A 16,618-nucleotide genomic window follows, 5' to 3' on the forward strand; every position below is an offset into this window, starting at 1 on the left:
GAGCCGGCGCTCATTTCGCTAAGTCGACCGCGCAAAAAAAGATTGTCAGTCGCGTAAAAAAACGCTCCGTATCGGCTACGCCAATACGAATTCGAATAAGTGTGTTGGAGTGGTTTGGCCCTGTCGAAACAGGTCTTGCCCCTACGTAAGTGCTGACTGGCCGGTCCGCGAAAAAGTTTCTACTTTTTTTCCCAGTCAACCGCTCGTCGGGCGCAGCGGCGGCAAGGCGCGCTGGCCGATTACACGGGGGGTTGGCGTTCCGGTTCGGCAATCGGCTCGTGCACGTGGGGATCCACCACGTGGTGGGTCGGACTGCTTTGAAACGCAGCGCGCAATTGCGGCAGGCAATCGGGGTGTTTGTGGCTGATGAAATTGATCAGGTTCTCGCGGATATAGCAGCGCAAATCCCAGCCGCTGGACGAGTCGCGCGAGCTCACCAAAACGCGCAGTTGGATGGCGCGGTCGGACGTGTCGACCACCTGCAGCACGCTGACACGGCCGTCCCACAATTGCGGCACTTGCTTGAGCAGGCGTTCGAGTTCCTTGCGCAGCGGCTCAAGCGGAATGGCGTAGTCGACCCAGAAGATGACGGCGCCTGTTAGCGAGGACGAGGAGCGGGTCCAGTTCTGAAACGGATTCTCTATAAACCATTGCAGCGGCACGATGAGGCGGCGGTCGTCCCAGATGCGCACAACCACGTAAGTGCCGGTGATTTCCTCGATTCGGCCCCATTCGTTCTCGACGATCACCACGTCGTCCAGGCGGATAGGCTGCGTCATGGCGATTTGTAGGCCCGCAATCAGATTGCCCAAAACCGGCTTGGCCGCGAAGCCCACCGCCAAGCCCGCGACCCCCGCCGACGCCAACAGGCTGCCGCCGAATTGGCGGGCGCTAGGGAACGTCATCAGCATGGCGGCCAGGCCGAACAGCAGAACGAAAAAGCTTAGGGTGCGCACCAGCACGCGGGTTTGCGTTTGGATGCGCCGGGCGCGCAAGTTGTCGGCGATGTCCACCGGGTTGTGAATCAGGATCATCTCCTGCACCGCGGCCACCGCTCGCAGCCCCAGCCAAGTAAAGGCGCCGATGATGGCCAAGGTGGTGACGTGGCGCAGCGGGCCGATCAGGCGGAAGCTGTCGTCGGCTGCAGTCCACACAGTTTGCAGCCCGAGCAGGGGCAACAGCACGCAGACCGGATCGCGTAGCTGCCTCACCAATTCACGAGGAAACGCAAAGGGTTTGGCCAGGCGCGCAAGGACCCGGGTTACCAGCCGTGCTGCAAGCATTAGCACCAAGACGGTGATGGCAGCGGCGAGCACTGTTTTCAATTCGGCGATAGGAAACTGGCGTTGAAAATCCTCAAGCATCGGAAAGGGCCCTGTTGGCTAAGCGTGTTTTAGTGACCGGGGCAGGGCGAGGGGGTTCAGGTGGTTTCAGGATGCAATTTGCATGATGGCCAACCGGGTACTTCGTGCAGATTGCCTGCGAAGCACGCTTTGTAAGTTTTTCAAGTGATTGAAAGATAACGGGAAAAATAGTTTCTGCAGGTTGGCGTTCATCTTGCAATTTTAGTCCTGAGCGAATAGACCTTCTTCAGGAGCACGTCATGCAACTTCTTACCGATCTTTATGTATCTGCCTTCCCAAGCCATGACGTGTCGTTGCAACCACGCCCGGACGGCACCTTTGTGCTGGCCCTGAAAAGCGCCAATAACGAAGCGCTGATCAAAGTGATCGCCGGAAAAACCGTTTACAGCCAAGCCGCTGCCAACGACGAGATTCTGAGCATCAAACGCGAAGTGCTGATCCGCGATAACGCGTTGAGCGGCACCAGCGCTCACTGCACCGCGCACAAGCTGCCGACCTACAGCGGTCAGGAACTGAGCCTGCGCGCCATGCAGACCCTGTTCAACCGCCGTCGTATTTCTTTCTAACCCGTCTTAAACCCGTCGTTTAAAGCAGGAGGCGACCATGAACGCATCGACAAAAGTATTGGAAAGTTTCTTTAGCGACCGCCTGGCTGGCGAAGAGTTTGTGGTGCGCCTGCCAGAGTTGTACGCCCAGGTGCCGGACGAAACCCCGCCAGAAGTGCCCGATGACGTGCCGCCAGAACTGCCCCGTGGCGAACCGGGCGAAAACCCCGAGCTGCCGCAACCGCAAGACGCGCGCTACGCCTGACAGTCACAAAACCGCAAACAGTGAACGCTTGCCATCGGAACCGGTCGGTTGTGTAGGGCGTGACGAACTGTCGTTACGGCCACCGAACGAAAACAAGGAGAAGGTTATGGTCGCTTTTGAAGCGTTGGCCCGCGAGCTTGAGGCCCACCCGCAAAATGTTCATGGCTGGGAACGCGCAATGTGCATTACCAGCGGTGCCGCCATGGTTGGCACCGGCCTGCGCCGCGGGGGCGTGATAGGCAGTGTGCGCGCTGCCTTGGGCAGCATCATGTTGCTGCGCGGTCTTACCGGCCGTTGCCCGGCGAAGCGAGTGATTGTTGAACGTCAGGATGAACTGCTGGCAATCAAGGCCAGGTTGCAGTCCGCTTCGGACCAACTGACTGCACTTCACGCAGCCAGCGCGAAAAAAACAAAATAATACCGAGCTGTCTAACCACTGCGCCGACGCCACCACTTATGGGGCGTCGGCGTTCTGCGTTATACCGCCGACAAACGCGCACATTGCCAGGCTCCCGCCCTGGCTTAAGGAATCTCTGCCATGTACTCCAAGTGTGTGGTTTCGCTGCTTCTGCTTATTGCTGTACTGCCCGCAAACGCTGATTGGCTGGAAATACCCGACGGTCGACGGGTCAACGGCCAAGACACCATCGAAGTAATCAACCTGCTCGACGGCACGCTGAAATTCGCGCTGACCGCCGCCGGGCGCGACGACCTCACCTGCCGCATACGCGGCGTCGCCAAAAAACAGAGCCCTGGGGTTTACAGCTATCAGGAAAGCACCAGCCAATGCGTGCTGCGTATTTCCGCCCAAGCCGATCGTTTGGTTGCCGAAGACCTCGGCGACAATTGCCGCGCCGTCTACTGCCCGCAGAAAGCCAGCATCGGTGTGCGCAGCTTTAAGCTGGGCGAGCAGATGCCGTTGACGGAGCAGATTAGTGGGGCGTGGTAGGGGGCGAAAAAGCTCAATCACGCTGTTTGCCACAATGCGCCGTCATCGCGGCGAAAGCGGGCACGTGATCCTTGCGTAGAAAGCCGTGCTCGACCGCGATCGGTCGGGCGCTTTCAGAAAAACGCGAAATGCTTCGCGCGGGCCTAGGCGCGAGCCGCCATTACTCCTTCTTTAGCAAGATCCTTCCCAAACCCAACTCCAATGAGTCCTGCGGGCAAGCCGCGCAGCGCTTGGCATGCTGGTTCGGCTGATAAATGGATTATCAGCTTTACCATGAAGTAACACATAGGTTACTATCCGCATGCCAAGAGTCGTTGAGTATTTACGCAAGGATGAGTCCAGCCCTTACAAACGATGGTTCGATTCGCTGTCTATTCAGGCCGCTACGAAGGTTTCCATCGCGCTGGTTCGAATGGAGTTGGGCAATACGTCGGCCATCAAGTGGTTCAGCGGTATTGGCGAGTACCGAATCGATTGGGGGCCGGGTTATCGCATTTATCTGGCAAAGGAACGCGACACGTTGATCGTCTTGTTCGGCGGCGGCACCAAAGCCACTCAGCCCGCCGACATCCACAAGGCACAAGCGCTGTTCGCAGAATACAAAGCACGTAAAGCCGAGCTGATTGCCAGCGGAGCCGGCATAGAGGAGACGCCACCATGGCGCTAACCCGCGATTTCAAACAAACCATCGTCGACCGCGTTGAGCGCGAACCGGCGTTCGCCCAATCTCTGCTTCACGAAGCCGCCACACTTTTCCTTAATGGCGAACCCGACGTTGCGCGCCTGGTGCTGCGCGATCTAGTGAACGCCACCATCGGCTTCGAACAGCTCTCGGTTGAAACGCAAAAGCCGAGCAAAAGCCTGCACCGCATGTTGTCGCCCACCGGCAATCCCAACATGGATAACCTGGCCGCGATCTTCAATGCGCTGCGAACCGCCTTGCGCTTGCAAATTGAAGTGCACACGGTGCCGGCCAACTGAGTTCATCCATTCCACGGCAGCCAGAGCCGCGCCGACAGCCCACCGTCGGCGCGGTTGACCAGCTGTAACTCGCCGCCGTGTTCGCGCACGATGGCTCGTGCCGCCGAAAGGCCTAGGCCGACCCCAGCAGAGTTGGGATTCCTTGAACTGTCCAGGCGGAAAAAGGGCTCAAATACCTGCTGCAACGCATGTTCCGGAATGCCGGGACCTCTGTCGTTAACCTCAATTTCAATGCCGGCATCCGTTGTGCACAGCGATAGCGCAGGCGAGTGCGCGTATTTGAGGGCGTTGTCCACCAGGTTGGTCATCACTCGCTTCAGCCCCACCGGACGCCCGGTGTACACCAGCTTCGACGGACCGCTAAAAGGCAGTTCAATGGCCTGGTCGCGGTAGTCGTCGCGCAAGGTTTGCAGCAATTCGGCCAGGTCGAACGGCGTGGCCACTTCCAGCCGCGCATCGTCGCGGAAGAAGTCGAGCGCGGCGTTGATCATGCTTTGCATCTCGTCCACGTCGCGGAACAGTTTGCGCTGCTGCTCGCTGTCCTCAATGAACTCGCCGCGCAGGCGCATGCGGGTGAGCGGGGCGCGAAGGTCGTGGGAAATAGCCGCCAACATCTGCGAGCGATCTGCCACGAAGTGTTGGATCTGCGCCTGCATGGCGTTAAACGCGAGAATCGCCTGGCGAATTTCCTGCGGCCCGATTGGCTCGATAGGCGGAGCCCGAAAATCACTGCCAAAGCGCCGCGCCGCGTTGGCAAATTGTTGCAGCGGCAAGGCCAGTTGGCGGGTGGCGAACCAGGCGACGGCGATGATGGCGATCAAGCCAAGGCTGACAATAATCGCCAGGCGCACGGCCGGGTCCAGACCCCAGCTGCGATCTGGCGCGGTAAAGGTCAGCCAGCTGTGATCGCGCAATTGCATCACCAGCACGTAAGGCCGGTCTCGATTGGGCGCTGGCCAGTCGTCTGGACTGTAACCTTCAACGCTGATGGCTGCAGGGCCGAGCAGCTCGTGCAACAGCGCGTCACCTTCTTCGTAGTCGTCCACCGTGGCCGGCAGGTCGATTTGTTTGCGCTCGCTAAACCAGTTGACGACAAAGTTCGCCTCACCGCTGGCGCGGGCCAATTCCAGCCGCATGTCAGCAGGCGCGGCTTCGATGATGCGTGCGCTGAGCGCGATCTTCTCCAACAGTCCGCTCTGGGGCAGCGCCGGCTTGGCCCAAACGCCAGCCAATTGGGTAAACACCAGATTCAGCACGAGCGCAGCGGCCATTGCCAAGGCGATGGTCAGGGCGATCCAGCGGGCGATGGTGTCGGTGGGGCGGCGCGGCAAGTTCATCGACGGCTGACGTTAGGGCTGAATTGATAGCCGCCGTTGCGCACGGTGCGAATGATGTCCGGCCGTTTGCTGTCGGGCTCGATCTTGCGGCGCAGGCGGCTTACTTGCACATCAATGCTGCGGTCGAACGCGTCATGGGCGTGACCGTGGCACAGGTCGAGCAACTGTTCGCGGCTCAAAATGCGCCCGGGGTGCTCGACGAATACCAGCAGCAACTCGAATTCGCCGGCCGACAGCGGAATCATCACGCCGTCGGGCGAGCGCAATTCGCGGCGGGTAACGTCCAGTTGCCAATCGGCAAATATCACCACTGGTCGTTCATTGTCGGTGAGGGGTTTGGGCGCCTCGCCCGCGCGGCGTTGCACCGCACGTACCCGGGCCAGTAGCTCGCGGGCATCGAAGGGCTTGCTCAGGTAGTCATCGGCGCCCAACTCCAGGCCGATGATGCGGTCGCTCAGTTCGGCCATCGCCGTGAGCATGATCACCGGAATCCGCCACTCGCTGTGCAGCCGCTGGCACAGGCTCAGGCCGCTCTGACCGGGCAGCATGACGTCGAGCACAATCACATCCGGACGCTGCCGGGCGATGGCGGCCCACATGGCGTCGCCATCGGTGGCGACCGCCACCTCGTATGAGTGCTGAACGAAAAACTTCTTCAGCAAGGCCAGGATTTCGACGTCGTCGTCCACGATCAGCAGTCGGTTCACAGGTGGTCGGTTCCGGTGGTGGGGCAGGCCGCCATCTAAAACCATTTGCCCCGACCGGTCATATATTTCAATCGTGCAACATTGCTGCCGCGCCGCCATCAAGCAGACATCTTCGCGCAAAAACCACCCGCCAAGCTCGCCGGCATTCAGTCAAAGGAGAGCGTTATGTCGGCAGTAAAAGCGGTTCAGCTTCTGGGCGTATGTGCGGTGCTGGCGCCACTGGTGGGGTGCAGTCATTCGGAGCGTGAGGTTGATTGCGCGGCGATTGGTTATGAACTGCGCGACCCGCTAGAGCCGGTCAACCGCAGCGTGTTCGGGTTCAACCGCGTGGCCGACGAATACGTGCTGCAGCCGGTGGCCCGTGGCTACGCCAAACTGCCGCAGCCGGTGCAAGACGGCGTGCATAACTTCGCCGCGAACTTTGCCGAGCCCAAGGTATTCGTGAACGACGTGCTGCAAGGCAACGGCCAGCGGGCCATGAACACCGTGGGGCGGTTCACCATAAACACGCTGTTGGGCGTGGCGGGTCTGTTCGACACAGCCGGGCGCATGGGGTTGGTGCATCACAAGGCTGATTTCGGCCAGACTTTTGGCGTGTGGGGCATTGGTGACGGTCCGGTGCTGGAATGGCCACTGCTGGGTTCGGCCAACAGTCGCGACAGCGTCGGGCGGGTGGCCAACTTCCTGTTTTCCCCGTTCGGCGATAACAGCGACACCGTGGCCACCATCGGCACCATCTACACAGTTGGCTCCACCGTAGATGGCCGCGCCGAAGCGCTGCCGCTCACCGATCAACTGGAAACCGGGCCCGACTACTACAGCGCCTTGCGCGACTACACCGCCGCTGCCCGGGCGCGGTTGGTAGCGGAAGGAAAATTAGGCGCTGTGAACGCGGCCGAGCGCTATCGCGGCTGCGAACTGGAGTAAGCCATGGCTAGTGCCCCGCAACCGGTGCTCGTGGTGCGCCAAGACATAGAACGCCATGACGGCGAATTGCACTACCGCGAGGAGGGCTTGAGCGTTTCCGAGGATGGGCGCGCCCTGGTGCTCAACTGCTACTTCGAAAATTACCGGCCGGGGGCGAGTGCGCTGGTGGTGTGCAGTTATCAGGTGTCGCTGGCGGCGTTTACGCACTGGATGATCAGTAGCGGGGAATTGAGGATGCGGGAACGGTAAAACGCGAAGCCGCCCCCGCCGAGCGCCCAACCTGTGGGAGCGGCTTCAGCCGCGATGATTTCCCACGTGGCGCGGTTTAGATGGCTACTCCTCGCGCGCCTCAACCACGGGCAATCGAAAAAACGCCCGCGCGCAGTCAGTGGTATGCGCTGCCAGATACGCCGGCGTTTCCTGCCGATGCGTTGCCACTTCTTTCAAAACCTCAGGCAAATACGCCGGCTCGTTGCGGCCGTTCTTCGGTTTGGGGCGCAATGTGCGCGGCAACAGGTAAGGCGCGTCGCTTTCCAGCATCAGGCGGCCGACCGGAATTTCCTTCACCAGTGGATGCAGATGGGTGCCGCGGCGTTCGTCGCAAATCCAGCCGGTGATGCCGATGTGCAGGTCCAAATCTAGGTAACTGAACAGCGCGCGCTTTTCGCCGGTGAAGCAATGCACCACAGCTGCGGGCAACTGGTCGCGGTAATCGCGCAGTATCTCCAGCAGCCGCTGGTTGGCGTCGCGCTCATGTAGGAACACCGGCATCTTCAATTCCACGGCCAGCGCCAGCTGCTCTTCCAGCGCTTTTTCCTGCAACGGACGAGGCGAGAAGTCGCGGTTAAAATCCAACCCGCATTCGCCAACGGCGCGGACGCGGTCTTCCTTTAATAGCGAGCGCAGTTGGGCGGCCGTCGCGCCGGTCCAACTGCTGGCGTCATGAGGGTGGACGCCCGCTGTGCTGAACAACCGCGCGCCGGTTTCGTCGGCGCGGCGGCACAGGTCCAGGGCTTTTTCGCTGCCTTCCAGACTGGTGCCGGTGAGCAGCAATTGGCATACACCGGCCTCATAGGCGCGGGCGAGCACTGCTTCATAGTTCTGGGCAAAGCTGTCGTGGGTCAGATTGACGCCAATGTCGATGAGTTGCATCGTGCTACCTCACTGCGGAGCGGTGCAGCTTACCATCTCCCCACGAACATCTATAAAGCTATAAAATACAGCTGCTTATGAGCGCTTGTTAAAGTTGATACACGCTTAGGCTGGCGTCCTGCCGAGCGCTGTGCGACCCTCCGCGCCCCTTGCCGGGGAACCCGCCCCGGTGCCGTCACTGTTAGGCGGCCGATATTGATGGTGACCACGTCCGCTGACCGGCGTGGCATCTGGAGACTGAATGACCCGAGCGTTGCTGCTTCTACTGTGCCTGGTGCTGCTGCCCCTGCCGGCGGCTGCGCGTTTGGCCGGGCCGCAGGAAGGCTGGCAGCATCCGAGCCAGGTGCGCGACCTCAGCAAAATTCGCAGCAGCGGCGTATTACGCGTGCTGGTCAACCAGAGCCGTAATAGCTCCGGCGAAGTAAAAGGCCAAGCCATCGGCCTTGAATACCACCGTCTGCGTGCCTTCGAGCAGTACCTCAACCGCAATGCCCGCGACGGCCGTCCGCTGACGCTGAAAATCATCCCCAAAGCCAAAGACCAACTGCTCGGCGCCTTGCAGCGTGGCGAGGGCGATTTGGTAGTGCCCGGCGAATTGCTTAACGCCCGCAGCGGCCAGGACGTCAGCCCGAGCGTGGCGATTCGCGCCCAAGTGCCGCTGGTGCTCGTTGCTCGCCAAGGCAGCAAACGCTATCAGCGCCTTGACCAACTGGCGGGCCGCAGCTTGGCATTGCCGGCGGGTAGCGCGGCGGCGGAGGCGTTGGAAACCGTCAACCAGCAATTGGCGTTGCGCAAATTGGCGCCCATCAGCGTTGAATGGGTCGACCCCAGCCTGGCCGTCGAAGATGTGCTGGAAATGGTCGAGGCCGGAATTTTCCCGTACACCGCCGTCGAACTGCCGATCGCCGAGCGCTGGCTTAAAGTCATGCCCAAGTTGCGCATCGATCGGCAACTGGTGCTCAGCGAGCAGGGCGATATCAATTGGTTCGTGCGGCCCGACGCGCCCATGCTGCGGGCCGCCATCGACCGGTTTCTCAGCGGTTACAGCACGCCCACTGACCAGGACGTCGCCTTCCAGCGCATTTACCGCCGCATCTATAAAGTCCATGACCCGCTGGCGCGCAGCGACCGGCAGCGCCTGGAGAAAGTGCGCCCGGTGCTGCAGCGCTACGGCAACGAGCAGGACATCGACTGGCTGGCCCTCGCCGCGTTGGCGTTCAAGGAATCAACACTCAACCCAGCGGCTCGCGGCAGCGGCGGTGCTACCGGCTTGATGCAAATCACCCCGGCGGCCGCGCGCAGCGTTGGCATCAGCGATGTAAAAGGTCTGGAGGGCAACGTGCAGGCCAGCGCCAAGTACCTGGCGCGCATTCGCCGCAACTTCTTCAGCAGCGCGCAAATCAACGAGCGCGAGCGCATGGCCTTCGTGCTCGCCGCCTACAACCTAGGCCCGCAGCGCGTGCAGGGCTTTCGCGCTGAAGCCAAACGACGTGGCCTGAACCCCAACCAGTGGTTCTTCCAAGTGGAACGGATCGCCATGGAGCAGGTGGGCATGGGCGTGGTCAGCTACGTCAACGCGGTGAACAAGTACTACCTGGCGTATGACCGCGAGCGCGAGCAGCTAATCCCCAAAGCGAAAGTGGCGAGTACCAAGAAATAACGGGTTCCCACGGTTCCCCCGTAGGAGCCAGCTTGCTGGCGAACCCTGAAACTCTCGCTGCAAGAATTTACACATCTACAAAATAGATAGGTTTAACGCAAAAATCCCGCTATTCGTATCGAATTTATTGTTTAGAATGCGGCCACCAACACCTACTTAGCCTCAACAAGGAACGCACCATGAACAAGCTGATCAACACCGTACTCGCCACTCGTGCAGGTTTGGGCATCACTCTTCTTCGCGTCGTCACCGGTCTGACGTTCGCTTCCCACGGTTCGCAAAAACTCTTCGGCCTTTTCGGCGGCTACGGCCTGGACGGCACCGGGCAGTGGATGGAAAGCATCGGCATCACCCCGGGCTACCTGATGGCCCTGATGGCCGGCAGCGCCGAATTCTTTGGTGGCTTGGCCCTGGTAATCGGTTTGTTGGTGCGCCCAGCGGCCCTGTCGCTGGTGATCGCCATGCTGGTCGCCATTTTCGCGGTGCACATCGGCAACGGCTTCTTTATGGCCACCAACGGCTTTGAATACGCGCTGATTCTGGCCGTTATCAGCGCCACGCTGCTGGTGGAAGGCGCCGGCAAGTTCTCGCTGGATCGCAAAATTGCTGGCTGATTAATCGCCACAACGAAAAAGCCCGCCGAGTGCGGGCTTTTTTGCGTTTGGGCAGGACGGCATTTTCTCCCACCCCAGCGCCTTGGGACGAGCATCAACGGCAAGCGGCAAGCCTGGACGCTCTCTAAAACGGCCGGTCGCCCAATATCGTCGCGCGCTGCATCACCCGCCGTTGCGGTCGGTAATCATCGACCGCGTAGTGCTGGGTCACGCGGTTATCCCAAAAGGCGATGTCGTTTTCCTGCCAGCGCCAGCGCACGAAAAATTCCGGCTTGGTGGCGTGGGCGAACAGGAAGTTGAGCAGGGCCTGGCTTTCGGCAGGTTCGAGTTCGTTGATCTTGCTGGTAAAGCCCTCACTCACAAACAGCGCCTTGCGCCCGCTCGCCGGATGGGTGCGCACAACGGGGTGCGATTGCGGTGGATGCTTGCGCCGGGTTTCGTCCCAGCGTGCGTAGTCTTTCGGCGTGCTGCCGTAGCGCTCCAGCGGAAACGAACGGGTGAAATCGTGGGTGGCGGTCAGGCCATCAAGCAGACTTTTCAGCGGCGCCGACAGCGCGTCATACGCGGCAATGCCGCTGGCCCACAAGGTGTCGCCGCCTTTGGCCGGCAGCAGCTTGGCGCTTAGCACGGCGCCCATCGCAGGCTCCGGCAAGAAGGTGACGTCGGTGTGCCAGATGGCGTTGTCGCGCACGTCGGTCACGGCGGTGTCGAGAATCAGCACTTCAGGCTGTTCCGGCACATTGGGGTAAATCGGGTGAATGTGCAGGTCGCCAAACTGCGCGGCAAACCGGGCTTGCTGCTGCGGTGTGATGGGCTGGTTACGGAAGAACAGCACTTGATGGTCGAGCAGCGCCTGCTCGATGGCGCGGCGGTTGGCGTCGCTCAGCGGCTCGCTGAGGGTAACGCCTTCAACCTGGGCGCCCAGGGCGGAACACAAGGGGGTGATGTGCAGGCTCATGGTCGTTCTCTTACATGGCAGTGGTGGTGCAAAAAGGGTGTGCGCACAAGGGCGGGTGCGCGTCGGTCATAGCCGACGCGTCAGTGGCTTTGGCCGTGCCAGGGCACGAGGCGGCGTTGCAGGGCGCGCAGGCTCATTTCCAGGGCGAAGGCGATGATGGCGATTACCAAAATGCCGAGGATCACCACGTCGGTAACCAGAAACTGCGCGGCCGACTGCACCATAAAACCCAGGCCACTGGTGGCAGCGATCAGCTCGGCAGCCACCAGCGTCGACCAACCGACACCCAGGCCAATGCGCACGCCGGTAAGGATGTCGGGCAGGGCGCTGGGCAAAATTACGTGGCGAATCAGTTGCCCGTGCGTGGCGCCGAGCGACTGCGCGGCGCGCAGTTTGGCCGGGTCGACGGTGCGCACGCCGGTGGCGGTGGCAATGGCGATGGGGGCGAAAATCGCCAGGTAAATCAGCAGCACTTTCGACAGTTCGCCAATGCCGCACCAGATAACGATCAGCGGCAGATAAGCCAGCGGTGGAATAGGGCGGTAAAACTCGATCAGCGGATCGAGAATGCCCTGGGCAATGCGGTGGCGGCCGATGGCGATGCCCACGGGAATGGCGGTGAGTACCGCAATCAGCAGACCCAAACCAATACGCCCGAGGCTTGCGCCCAAGTGCTGCCACAGCGTCGATTCCATGTAACCGGTGGTCGCCAGCAGCCATCCCTTTTGCAGCACGGCCGAAGGCGGCGGCAGGAACAGCGGTTCGATCAGGCCGAAGGCGGTGACAGCCCACCAGAGTGCCAGCAGTGCGACCAGGGTCAGCACGCTGATGAGGCGGGTGGTGAGCGCCGGGCGCTGCGGTTTCGACTGGGGCAACACATCCAGCGCGGGGCTGGTTTTGCTGGTGCTCAGGCTGGCTTCGTAGCTGCTCATGCGCGGGCCTCCGCTTGAACGGCCAAACGTTGTGAAAACACCTGCGCCAGCACGTGCTCGCGGGTTTCGATAAAACGCGGGTCCGACTTGATCGCCCGTGCCGGTTCGCCGGCGGCATAGCGCTGGCCGAAATCCAGCTGCAGCCGCTCGACGATCTGACCCGGATTGGGCGCCAGCAGCACCAGATCGGTGGCCAGGAACACGGCTTCTTCGATGTCGTGGGTAATCAGGAATACCGGCTTGGCGCTGCGTTGCCACACTTGCAGCAGCAGCTCTTGCATCTGTTCGCGGGTAAAGGCGTCGAGCGCGCCGAACGGCTCGTCCATCAGCAACACCCGTGGGTCGGCGGCCAGGGCGCGAGCCAGGCCGACGCGCTGTTTCTGTCCGCCCGACAACTGCCAAACCTGGCGCTGCTCAAACCCGGCAAGGTCGACCAGTGCGAGCATTTCACGCGCTTTGGCTTCCCGCGCCGGTCGCGCCACGCCCGCCAGTTGCAGGCCGAAGGCGACGTTGTCCAACACGTTTTGCCAGGGCAGCAGGGCGTCGTCTTGAAACACCACACCGCGCTCGGCGCTCGGGCCATGCACCGGCACGGCATCAAGCGTGATGCGGCCACCGCTCGGCGCGACGAAACCGGCAATCAAATTAAGCAGCGAGGTTTTGCCGCTGCCAGACGGCCCGAGCGCCACCAGCAATTGCTGTGGGCCCAGGGTCAGGGAAATGTCGGCCAGCACCGGGGCAGAATTGCCCGGATACCGTGCGCTGATGCGCTCCAGTTGGAGTAAGGCCATGTGAGGTGTCTCTCTGTGTGATGGGGCCGCTGTGGGGGAGGCGTGCCTGGATTGTCGTTTTCAGGAATCGAGGCTGAAGCCTCTCCTACAGGTTCGTGGTAGTCGCTGAACTCACTGCACGAACTGGCTGCTCACATACGGCGAGTAATCGGCCAGCACGCCATCGGCCTTGCCTTGTTCTTTGAGGAAAACGGCGGTGGCGGCGATGTCTTTGGCGGTTTGGCCGTTGAGCAGGGTTTTCTGCTCGGCGCTTTCCGGGAAGGTCGAACCGGCCAGCAGCTCGGGCACGTCGGCAGCATTGGCGCCAGTCAGGCGGGCGATTTCCTTCACCTGCTCGGAATCGGCCGTCCACGCCGCCTTGTTGGCGTTGTAGGCGGTGTAGGCGTCGATGCTGACCTTGGCGAACTTGGCCAACACTTCAGGATGTTTCTCGGCGAAATCCTTGCGCGCTACCCAAACCTCGAAGGTGGGCGCGCCCCAGGTGCCGACTTCGGCGGCGTCGGTGAGCACCTTGCCGTCTTTCTTGATTTCGCCCAGCGCTGGCGACCAAACGAACGCGCCGTCGATGTCGCCGCGCTTCCACGCGGCGGTGATTTGCGCCGGGTTGAGGTTGACCACCTTGACCTTGGTGGGGTCGATGTTCCAGTGCTTCAGCGCGCCCAGCAGGCTGTAGTGCGACGTGGAGACAAACGGCGTGGCGATGGTTTTGCCCACCAGGTCCGCCGGCTTTTGAATACCGCTGGCGTTGCGCACCACCAAGGCTTCGGCCGAGTTGATTTGTGCGGCGACCACAAAGGTCACGATTGGCAGACCCCGCGTCGCTGCAGCGGCCAGCGGGCTGGAGCCGAGGTTGCCGATCTGCACATCGCCAGAGGCAATGGCGGTGACCACTTCGGCGCCACTGTTAAAACGACGCCAATCGAGTTTTTCGCCGATGGCTTTTTCATAACCGCCATTGGCTTGCGGCACTTTGCTGGGGTCGATGCCGGTTTGGTAGCCGATGATGATGTCTTGCGCCTGAGCAGAAACGCTCAGGCCGGCGATCAACAGTACCGCCAGCAGGCGGAGCGGGGTGAGCGCTTTCATTTTTATACTCCTCAACGGGCTCCGCAGCGCTGAGAAGAGCGGGCGGACCACTGGACAATGACTAATAAGGAAGAGAGGTCCGGTGGTCCGGTGACGCAGAGAATAAAGGTTCTAAGAAATAACAAATAAATACTATTTGGTTATTAGCTTAGGTGCGGCGATTGGATTGCGCGGCCGGCCGGAAATCTGCCCAAACGGTCGAATTTGGCCAACCTGAATTTATTTGTTGAACCGAAAGAATTTCGCCGATATCTCAGTTGAGCAAGCTAGAGGCCACGGCTGGCGTAGGGCCAGTTGTAAAAATTTGTTTGGCTAGGGTTCGCGGCAGTGGTGTTCTTCTACTACGTTGTCCTAGTCGAGAATTTGTATTGGTTTAACTGCGCACAATCTGAATGGGGACTTTACGGATGAAATTGAAAAACACCTTAGGCGTTGTAATCGGTTCGCTGATCGCCGCCAGCTCTTTCCAAGCGTTGGCTCAAGGCCAAGGTGCGGTTGAGATTGAAGGCTTCGCCAAGAAACAGTACTTCGACAGCACCCGTGATTTTGATAATGACGGCAACCTGTTCGGCGGCTCGATTGGCTACTTCCTCACCGACGACGTAGAGCTGCGACTGGGCTACGACGAAGTTCATAACGCCCGTACAGACAGCGGTACCAACGTGAAAGGCGCTAACGCTGCGCTGGACGCCCTGTACCACTTCAATGCCCCTGGCGACATGGTGCGTCCGTACCTGTCGGCTGGCTTCTCTGACCAGAGCATCGACCAGAACGCAAGCAACAGCCGCGACCGTTCCACCTTCGCCAACCTGGGCGGCGGGGCGAAGCTGTATTTCACTGAAAACTTCTACGCCCGTGCCGGCGTTGAAGCGCAGTACAACATCGACCAAGGCAACACCGAGTGGGCGCCAAGCGTCGGTATCGGTGTGAACTTCGGCGGTGGCAAGAAAGCGGCTGAGCCGGTTCCGGCTGCTGCAGCGCCTGCTACCTGCACCGACAGCGACAACGACGGCGTGTGCGACAACGTCGACAAGTGCCCAGACACCGCTGCCAACGTGACCGTCGACGCTGACGGCTGCCCAGCAGTGGCTGAAGTGGTGCGTGTTGAGCTGGACGTGAAATTCGACTTCGACAAATCGAAAGTCAAAGAAGAAAGCTACGGCGACATCAAAAACCTGGCTGACTTCATGCAGCAATACCCAGACACCTCGACCACTGTCGAAGGTCACACGGACTCAGTGGGTACTGATGCCTACAACCAAAAACTGTCTGAGCGTCGTGCCAACGCCGTTCGTGACGTGCTGGTTAACCAGTATGGCGTAGGCGGTGATCGCGTGAATGCTGTGGGTTATGGCGAGTCCAAGCCGGTTGCGGATAACGCTACCGATGCAGGTCGCGCTGTAAACCGTCGCGTTGAGGCGGAAGTTGAGGCTCAGGCTAAGTAATTAGTCTGGCTTGATGAAAAAAACCCGGCTTCGGCCGGGTTTTTTTATGGGCCGCGATTCTGATCTGAGTTTCGATCATCCTCGCGCAGGCGGCGGTCAACACCGTCAGGCTGAACATGGCCTTCGCGCCTTACGCGAATATCAACCCAAACCTCCGTCATCCTCGCGCACGCGGGGATCCAGAATTTCCAGCCGTACACCGATGTGAAGTGCGCAGGAATTCATTACCGCGTGCGCTGAACGTTTGCTTTAGCGCCTTACGCGAATATCAACCCAAACCTCCGTCATCCTCGCGCACGCGGGGATCCAGAATTTCCAGCCGTACACCGATGTGAAGTGCGCAGGAATTCATTACCGCGTGCGCTGAACGTTTGCTTTAGCGCCTTACGCGAATTTCAACCCAAACCTCCGTCATCCTCGCGCACGCGGGGATCCAGAATCTCAAGCCGTACACCGATGTGAAGCGCGCAGGTATTCATTACCGCGTGCGCTGAACGTTTGCTTTAGCGCCTTACGCGCATATCAACCAAAACCTCCGTCATCCTCGCGCAGGCGGCGGTCCGACGATTCGGGAGCCAGTATTTCCCGCCGTACACCGATGTGAAGTGCGTCGGTATTCATTACCGAGTGCGCTGAACGTTTGCTTTCGCGCCTTACGCGAATTTCAACCCAAACCTCCGTCATCCTCGCGCACGCGGGGATCCAGAATCTCAAGCCGTACACCGATGTGAAGTGCGCAGGTATTCATTACCGCGCGCGCTGAACGTTTGCTTTCGCGCCTTACGTGCATTTCAACTAAACCTCCGTCATCCCCGCGCAGGCGGGGATCCAGAATCTCAAGCCGTACACCGATGTGAAGTGCGTCGGTATTCATTACCGCGTGTGCTGAACGTTTAGTTTCGCGC

19 protein-coding genes are annotated in these 16,618 nt (G+C 60.4%); 11 read left to right on the forward strand and 8 right to left on the reverse strand.

The genetic code is table 11. The features are described from left to right. Window positions 1-239 precede the first annotated feature (239 nt). Complete coding sequence (locus ACZZZU_RS02265) at window positions 240-1,364, reverse strand: mechanosensitive ion channel family protein (protein ID WP_463536539.1); 1,125 nt, start codon at window positions 1,362-1,364, stop codon at window positions 240-242. 239 nt (window positions 1,365-1,603) lie between these two features. Between ACZZZU_RS02265 and ACZZZU_RS02270 the strand changes: the two genes are divergently transcribed. The 6 genes from ACZZZU_RS02270 to ACZZZU_RS02295 all read left to right on the forward strand — a co-directional run bounded on the left by ACZZZU_RS02270 (window position 1,604) and on the right by ACZZZU_RS02295 (window position 4,104). Next, on the forward strand, window positions 1,604-1,930 hold the full coding sequence (locus ACZZZU_RS02270; protein ID WP_122495836.1) for a hypothetical protein: 327 nt from the start codon (window positions 1,604-1,606) through the stop codon (window positions 1,928-1,930). A 37-nt stretch (window positions 1,931-1,967) separates the two neighbouring features. Further along, on the forward strand, window positions 1,968-2,174 hold the full coding sequence (locus tag ACZZZU_RS02275) for a hypothetical protein (RefSeq protein WP_122495838.1): 207 nt from the start codon (window positions 1,968-1,970) through the stop codon (window positions 2,172-2,174). 106 nt (window positions 2,175-2,280) lie between these two features. Next, window positions 2,281-2,592, forward strand: coding sequence for a YgaP family membrane protein (locus tag ACZZZU_RS02280; RefSeq protein ID WP_163016667.1), 312 nt, complete (start codon window positions 2,281-2,283; stop codon window positions 2,590-2,592). A 120-nt stretch (window positions 2,593-2,712) separates the two neighbouring features. Beyond that, on the forward strand, window positions 2,713-3,123 hold the full coding sequence (locus ACZZZU_RS02285; protein ID WP_122495841.1) for a hypothetical protein: 411 nt from the start codon (window positions 2,713-2,715) through the stop codon (window positions 3,121-3,123). A 301-nt stretch (window positions 3,124-3,424) separates the two neighbouring features. Next, entirely contained in the window at window positions 3,425-3,790 is a 366-nt protein-coding gene (locus ACZZZU_RS02290; RefSeq protein ID WP_122495843.1) for a type II toxin-antitoxin system RelE/ParE family toxin, read from the forward strand. Beyond that, entirely contained in the window at window positions 3,781-4,104 is a 324-nt protein-coding gene (locus tag ACZZZU_RS02295) for a helix-turn-helix domain-containing transcriptional regulator (protein WP_463549593.1), read from the forward strand. Before ACZZZU_RS02290 ends, ACZZZU_RS02295 begins: the two co-directional genes overlap by 10 nt. A 2-nt stretch (window positions 4,105-4,106) precedes the next feature. Here ACZZZU_RS02295 and ACZZZU_RS02300 read toward each other — a convergent pair whose 3' ends face one another. After that, window positions 4,107-5,441, reverse strand: a complete 1,335-nt coding sequence (locus ACZZZU_RS02300) for an ATP-binding protein (protein WP_463549594.1) — start codon at window positions 5,439-5,441, stop codon at window positions 4,107-4,109. Continuing rightward, window positions 5,438-6,148, reverse strand: a complete 711-nt coding sequence (locus tag ACZZZU_RS02305; RefSeq protein WP_122495849.1) for a response regulator — start codon at window positions 6,146-6,148, stop codon at window positions 5,438-5,440. The genes ACZZZU_RS02300 and ACZZZU_RS02305 overlap by 4 nt, the downstream gene beginning before the upstream one ends. A 165-nt stretch (window positions 6,149-6,313) precedes the next feature. Here ACZZZU_RS02305 and ACZZZU_RS02310 point away from each other — a divergent pair, with 165 nt between their 5' ends. Both ACZZZU_RS02310 and ACZZZU_RS02315 read left to right on the forward strand, forming a co-directional pair. Further along, window positions 6,314-7,075 (forward strand): MlaA family lipoprotein, encoded by a 762-nt coding sequence (locus ACZZZU_RS02310; protein WP_463549595.1) that lies wholly within the window; start codon window positions 6,314-6,316, stop codon window positions 7,073-7,075. A 3-nt stretch (window positions 7,076-7,078) separates the two neighbouring features. Beyond that, on the forward strand, window positions 7,079-7,324 hold the full coding sequence (locus ACZZZU_RS02315; RefSeq protein ID WP_463549596.1) for a hypothetical protein: 246 nt from the start codon (window positions 7,079-7,081) through the stop codon (window positions 7,322-7,324). 84 nt (window positions 7,325-7,408) lie between these two features. Here the strand turns inward: ACZZZU_RS02315 and ACZZZU_RS02320 are convergent, their stop codons facing one another. Next, window positions 7,409-8,227: a TatD family hydrolase gene (locus ACZZZU_RS02320; protein ID WP_463549597.1), complete on the reverse strand. Its 819-nt coding sequence runs from the start codon at window positions 8,225-8,227 to the stop codon at window positions 7,409-7,411. 241 nt (window positions 8,228-8,468) lie between these two features. On the opposite strand from ACZZZU_RS02320, the gene ACZZZU_RS02325 reads away from it, so the two are divergent. Further along, complete coding sequence (locus ACZZZU_RS02325; protein WP_463549598.1) at window positions 8,469-9,887, forward strand: MltF family protein; 1,419 nt, start codon at window positions 8,469-8,471, stop codon at window positions 9,885-9,887. A gap of 179 nt (window positions 9,888-10,066) precedes the next feature. Next, window positions 10,067-10,501 (forward strand): DoxX family protein, encoded by a 435-nt coding sequence (locus tag ACZZZU_RS02330; protein ID WP_463382815.1) that lies wholly within the window; start codon window positions 10,067-10,069, stop codon window positions 10,499-10,501. Window positions 10,502-10,625: 124 nt separating this feature from the next. Here the strand turns inward: ACZZZU_RS02330 and tauD are convergent, their stop codons facing one another. The 4 genes from tauD to tauA form a co-directional block, all read right to left on the reverse strand. Continuing rightward, window positions 10,626-11,459 (reverse strand): taurine dioxygenase, encoded by an 834-nt coding sequence (tauD, locus tag ACZZZU_RS02335; RefSeq protein WP_463549599.1) that lies wholly within the window; start codon window positions 11,457-11,459, stop codon window positions 10,626-10,628. 80 nt (window positions 11,460-11,539) lie between these two features. Further along, on the reverse strand, window positions 11,540-12,391 hold the full coding sequence (tauC, locus tag ACZZZU_RS02340; protein ID WP_463549600.1) for a taurine ABC transporter permease TauC: 852 nt from the start codon (window positions 12,389-12,391) through the stop codon (window positions 11,540-11,542). Next, entirely contained in the window at window positions 12,388-13,182 is a 795-nt protein-coding gene (gene tauB, locus ACZZZU_RS02345; RefSeq protein WP_463549601.1) for a taurine ABC transporter ATP-binding subunit, read from the reverse strand. The genes tauC and tauB overlap by 4 nt, the downstream gene beginning before the upstream one ends. Before the next feature lie 111 nt (window positions 13,183-13,293). Beyond that, window positions 13,294-14,268, reverse strand: a complete 975-nt coding sequence (tauA, locus tag ACZZZU_RS02350) for a taurine ABC transporter substrate-binding protein (RefSeq protein WP_463549602.1) — start codon at window positions 14,266-14,268, stop codon at window positions 13,294-13,296. A 407-nt stretch (window positions 14,269-14,675) separates the two neighbouring features. Between tauA and ACZZZU_RS02355 the strand changes: the two genes are divergently transcribed. After that, complete coding sequence (locus tag ACZZZU_RS02355) at window positions 14,676-15,713, forward strand: OmpA family protein (RefSeq protein ID WP_122495867.1); 1,038 nt, start codon at window positions 14,676-14,678, stop codon at window positions 15,711-15,713. Window positions 15,714-16,618 lie beyond the last annotated feature (905 nt).

Source organism: Pseudomonas sp. AC136 (genome assembly GCF_979258585.1).

Excerpts from the sequence above, each read along its gene's own strand:
- ACZZZU_RS02265 (WP_463536539.1), bottom strand. The coding sequence starts at position 1,364 with ATGCTTGAGGATTTTCAACGCCAGTTTCCTATCGCCGAATTGAAAACA.
- ACZZZU_RS02270 (WP_122495836.1), top strand. The coding sequence starts at position 1,604 with ATGCAACTTCTTACCGATCTTTATGTATCTGCCTTCCCAAGCCATGAC.
- ACZZZU_RS02275 (WP_122495838.1), top strand. The coding sequence starts at position 1,968 with ATGAACGCATCGACAAAAGTATTGGAAAGTTTCTTTAGCGACCGCCTG.
- ACZZZU_RS02280 (WP_163016667.1), top strand. The coding sequence starts at position 2,281 with ATGGTCGCTTTTGAAGCGTTGGCCCGCGAGCTTGAGGCCCACCCGCAA.
- ACZZZU_RS02285 (WP_122495841.1), top strand. The coding sequence starts at position 2,713 with ATGTACTCCAAGTGTGTGGTTTCGCTGCTTCTGCTTATTGCTGTACTG.
- ACZZZU_RS02290 (WP_122495843.1), top strand. The coding sequence starts at position 3,425 with ATGCCAAGAGTCGTTGAGTATTTACGCAAGGATGAGTCCAGCCCTTAC.
- ACZZZU_RS02295 (WP_463549593.1), top strand. The coding sequence starts at position 3,781 with ATGGCGCTAACCCGCGATTTCAAACAAACCATCGTCGACCGCGTTGAG.
- ACZZZU_RS02300 (WP_463549594.1), bottom strand. The coding sequence starts at position 5,441 with ATGAACTTGCCGCGCCGCCCCACCGACACCATCGCCCGCTGGATCGCC.
- ACZZZU_RS02310 (WP_463549595.1), top strand. The coding sequence starts at position 6,314 with ATGTCGGCAGTAAAAGCGGTTCAGCTTCTGGGCGTATGTGCGGTGCTG.
- ACZZZU_RS02315 (WP_463549596.1), top strand. The coding sequence starts at position 7,079 with ATGGCTAGTGCCCCGCAACCGGTGCTCGTGGTGCGCCAAGACATAGAA.
- ACZZZU_RS02320 (WP_463549597.1), bottom strand. The coding sequence starts at position 8,227 with ATGCAACTCATCGACATTGGCGTCAATCTGACCCACGACAGCTTTGCC.
- ACZZZU_RS02325 (WP_463549598.1), top strand. The coding sequence starts at position 8,469 with ATGACCCGAGCGTTGCTGCTTCTACTGTGCCTGGTGCTGCTGCCCCTG.
- ACZZZU_RS02330 (WP_463382815.1), top strand. The coding sequence starts at position 10,067 with ATGAACAAGCTGATCAACACCGTACTCGCCACTCGTGCAGGTTTGGGC.
- tauD (WP_463549599.1), bottom strand. The coding sequence starts at position 11,459 with ATGAGCCTGCACATCACCCCCTTGTGTTCCGCCCTGGGCGCCCAGGTT.
- tauC (WP_463549600.1), bottom strand. The coding sequence starts at position 12,391 with ATGAGCAGCTACGAAGCCAGCCTGAGCACCAGCAAAACCAGCCCCGCG.
- tauB (WP_463549601.1), bottom strand. The coding sequence starts at position 13,182 with ATGGCCTTACTCCAACTGGAGCGCATCAGCGCACGGTATCCGGGCAAT.
- tauA (WP_463549602.1), bottom strand. The coding sequence starts at position 14,268 with ATGAAAGCGCTCACCCCGCTCCGCCTGCTGGCGGTACTGTTGATCGCC.
- ACZZZU_RS02355 (WP_122495867.1), top strand. The coding sequence starts at position 14,676 with ATGAAATTGAAAAACACCTTAGGCGTTGTAATCGGTTCGCTGATCGCC.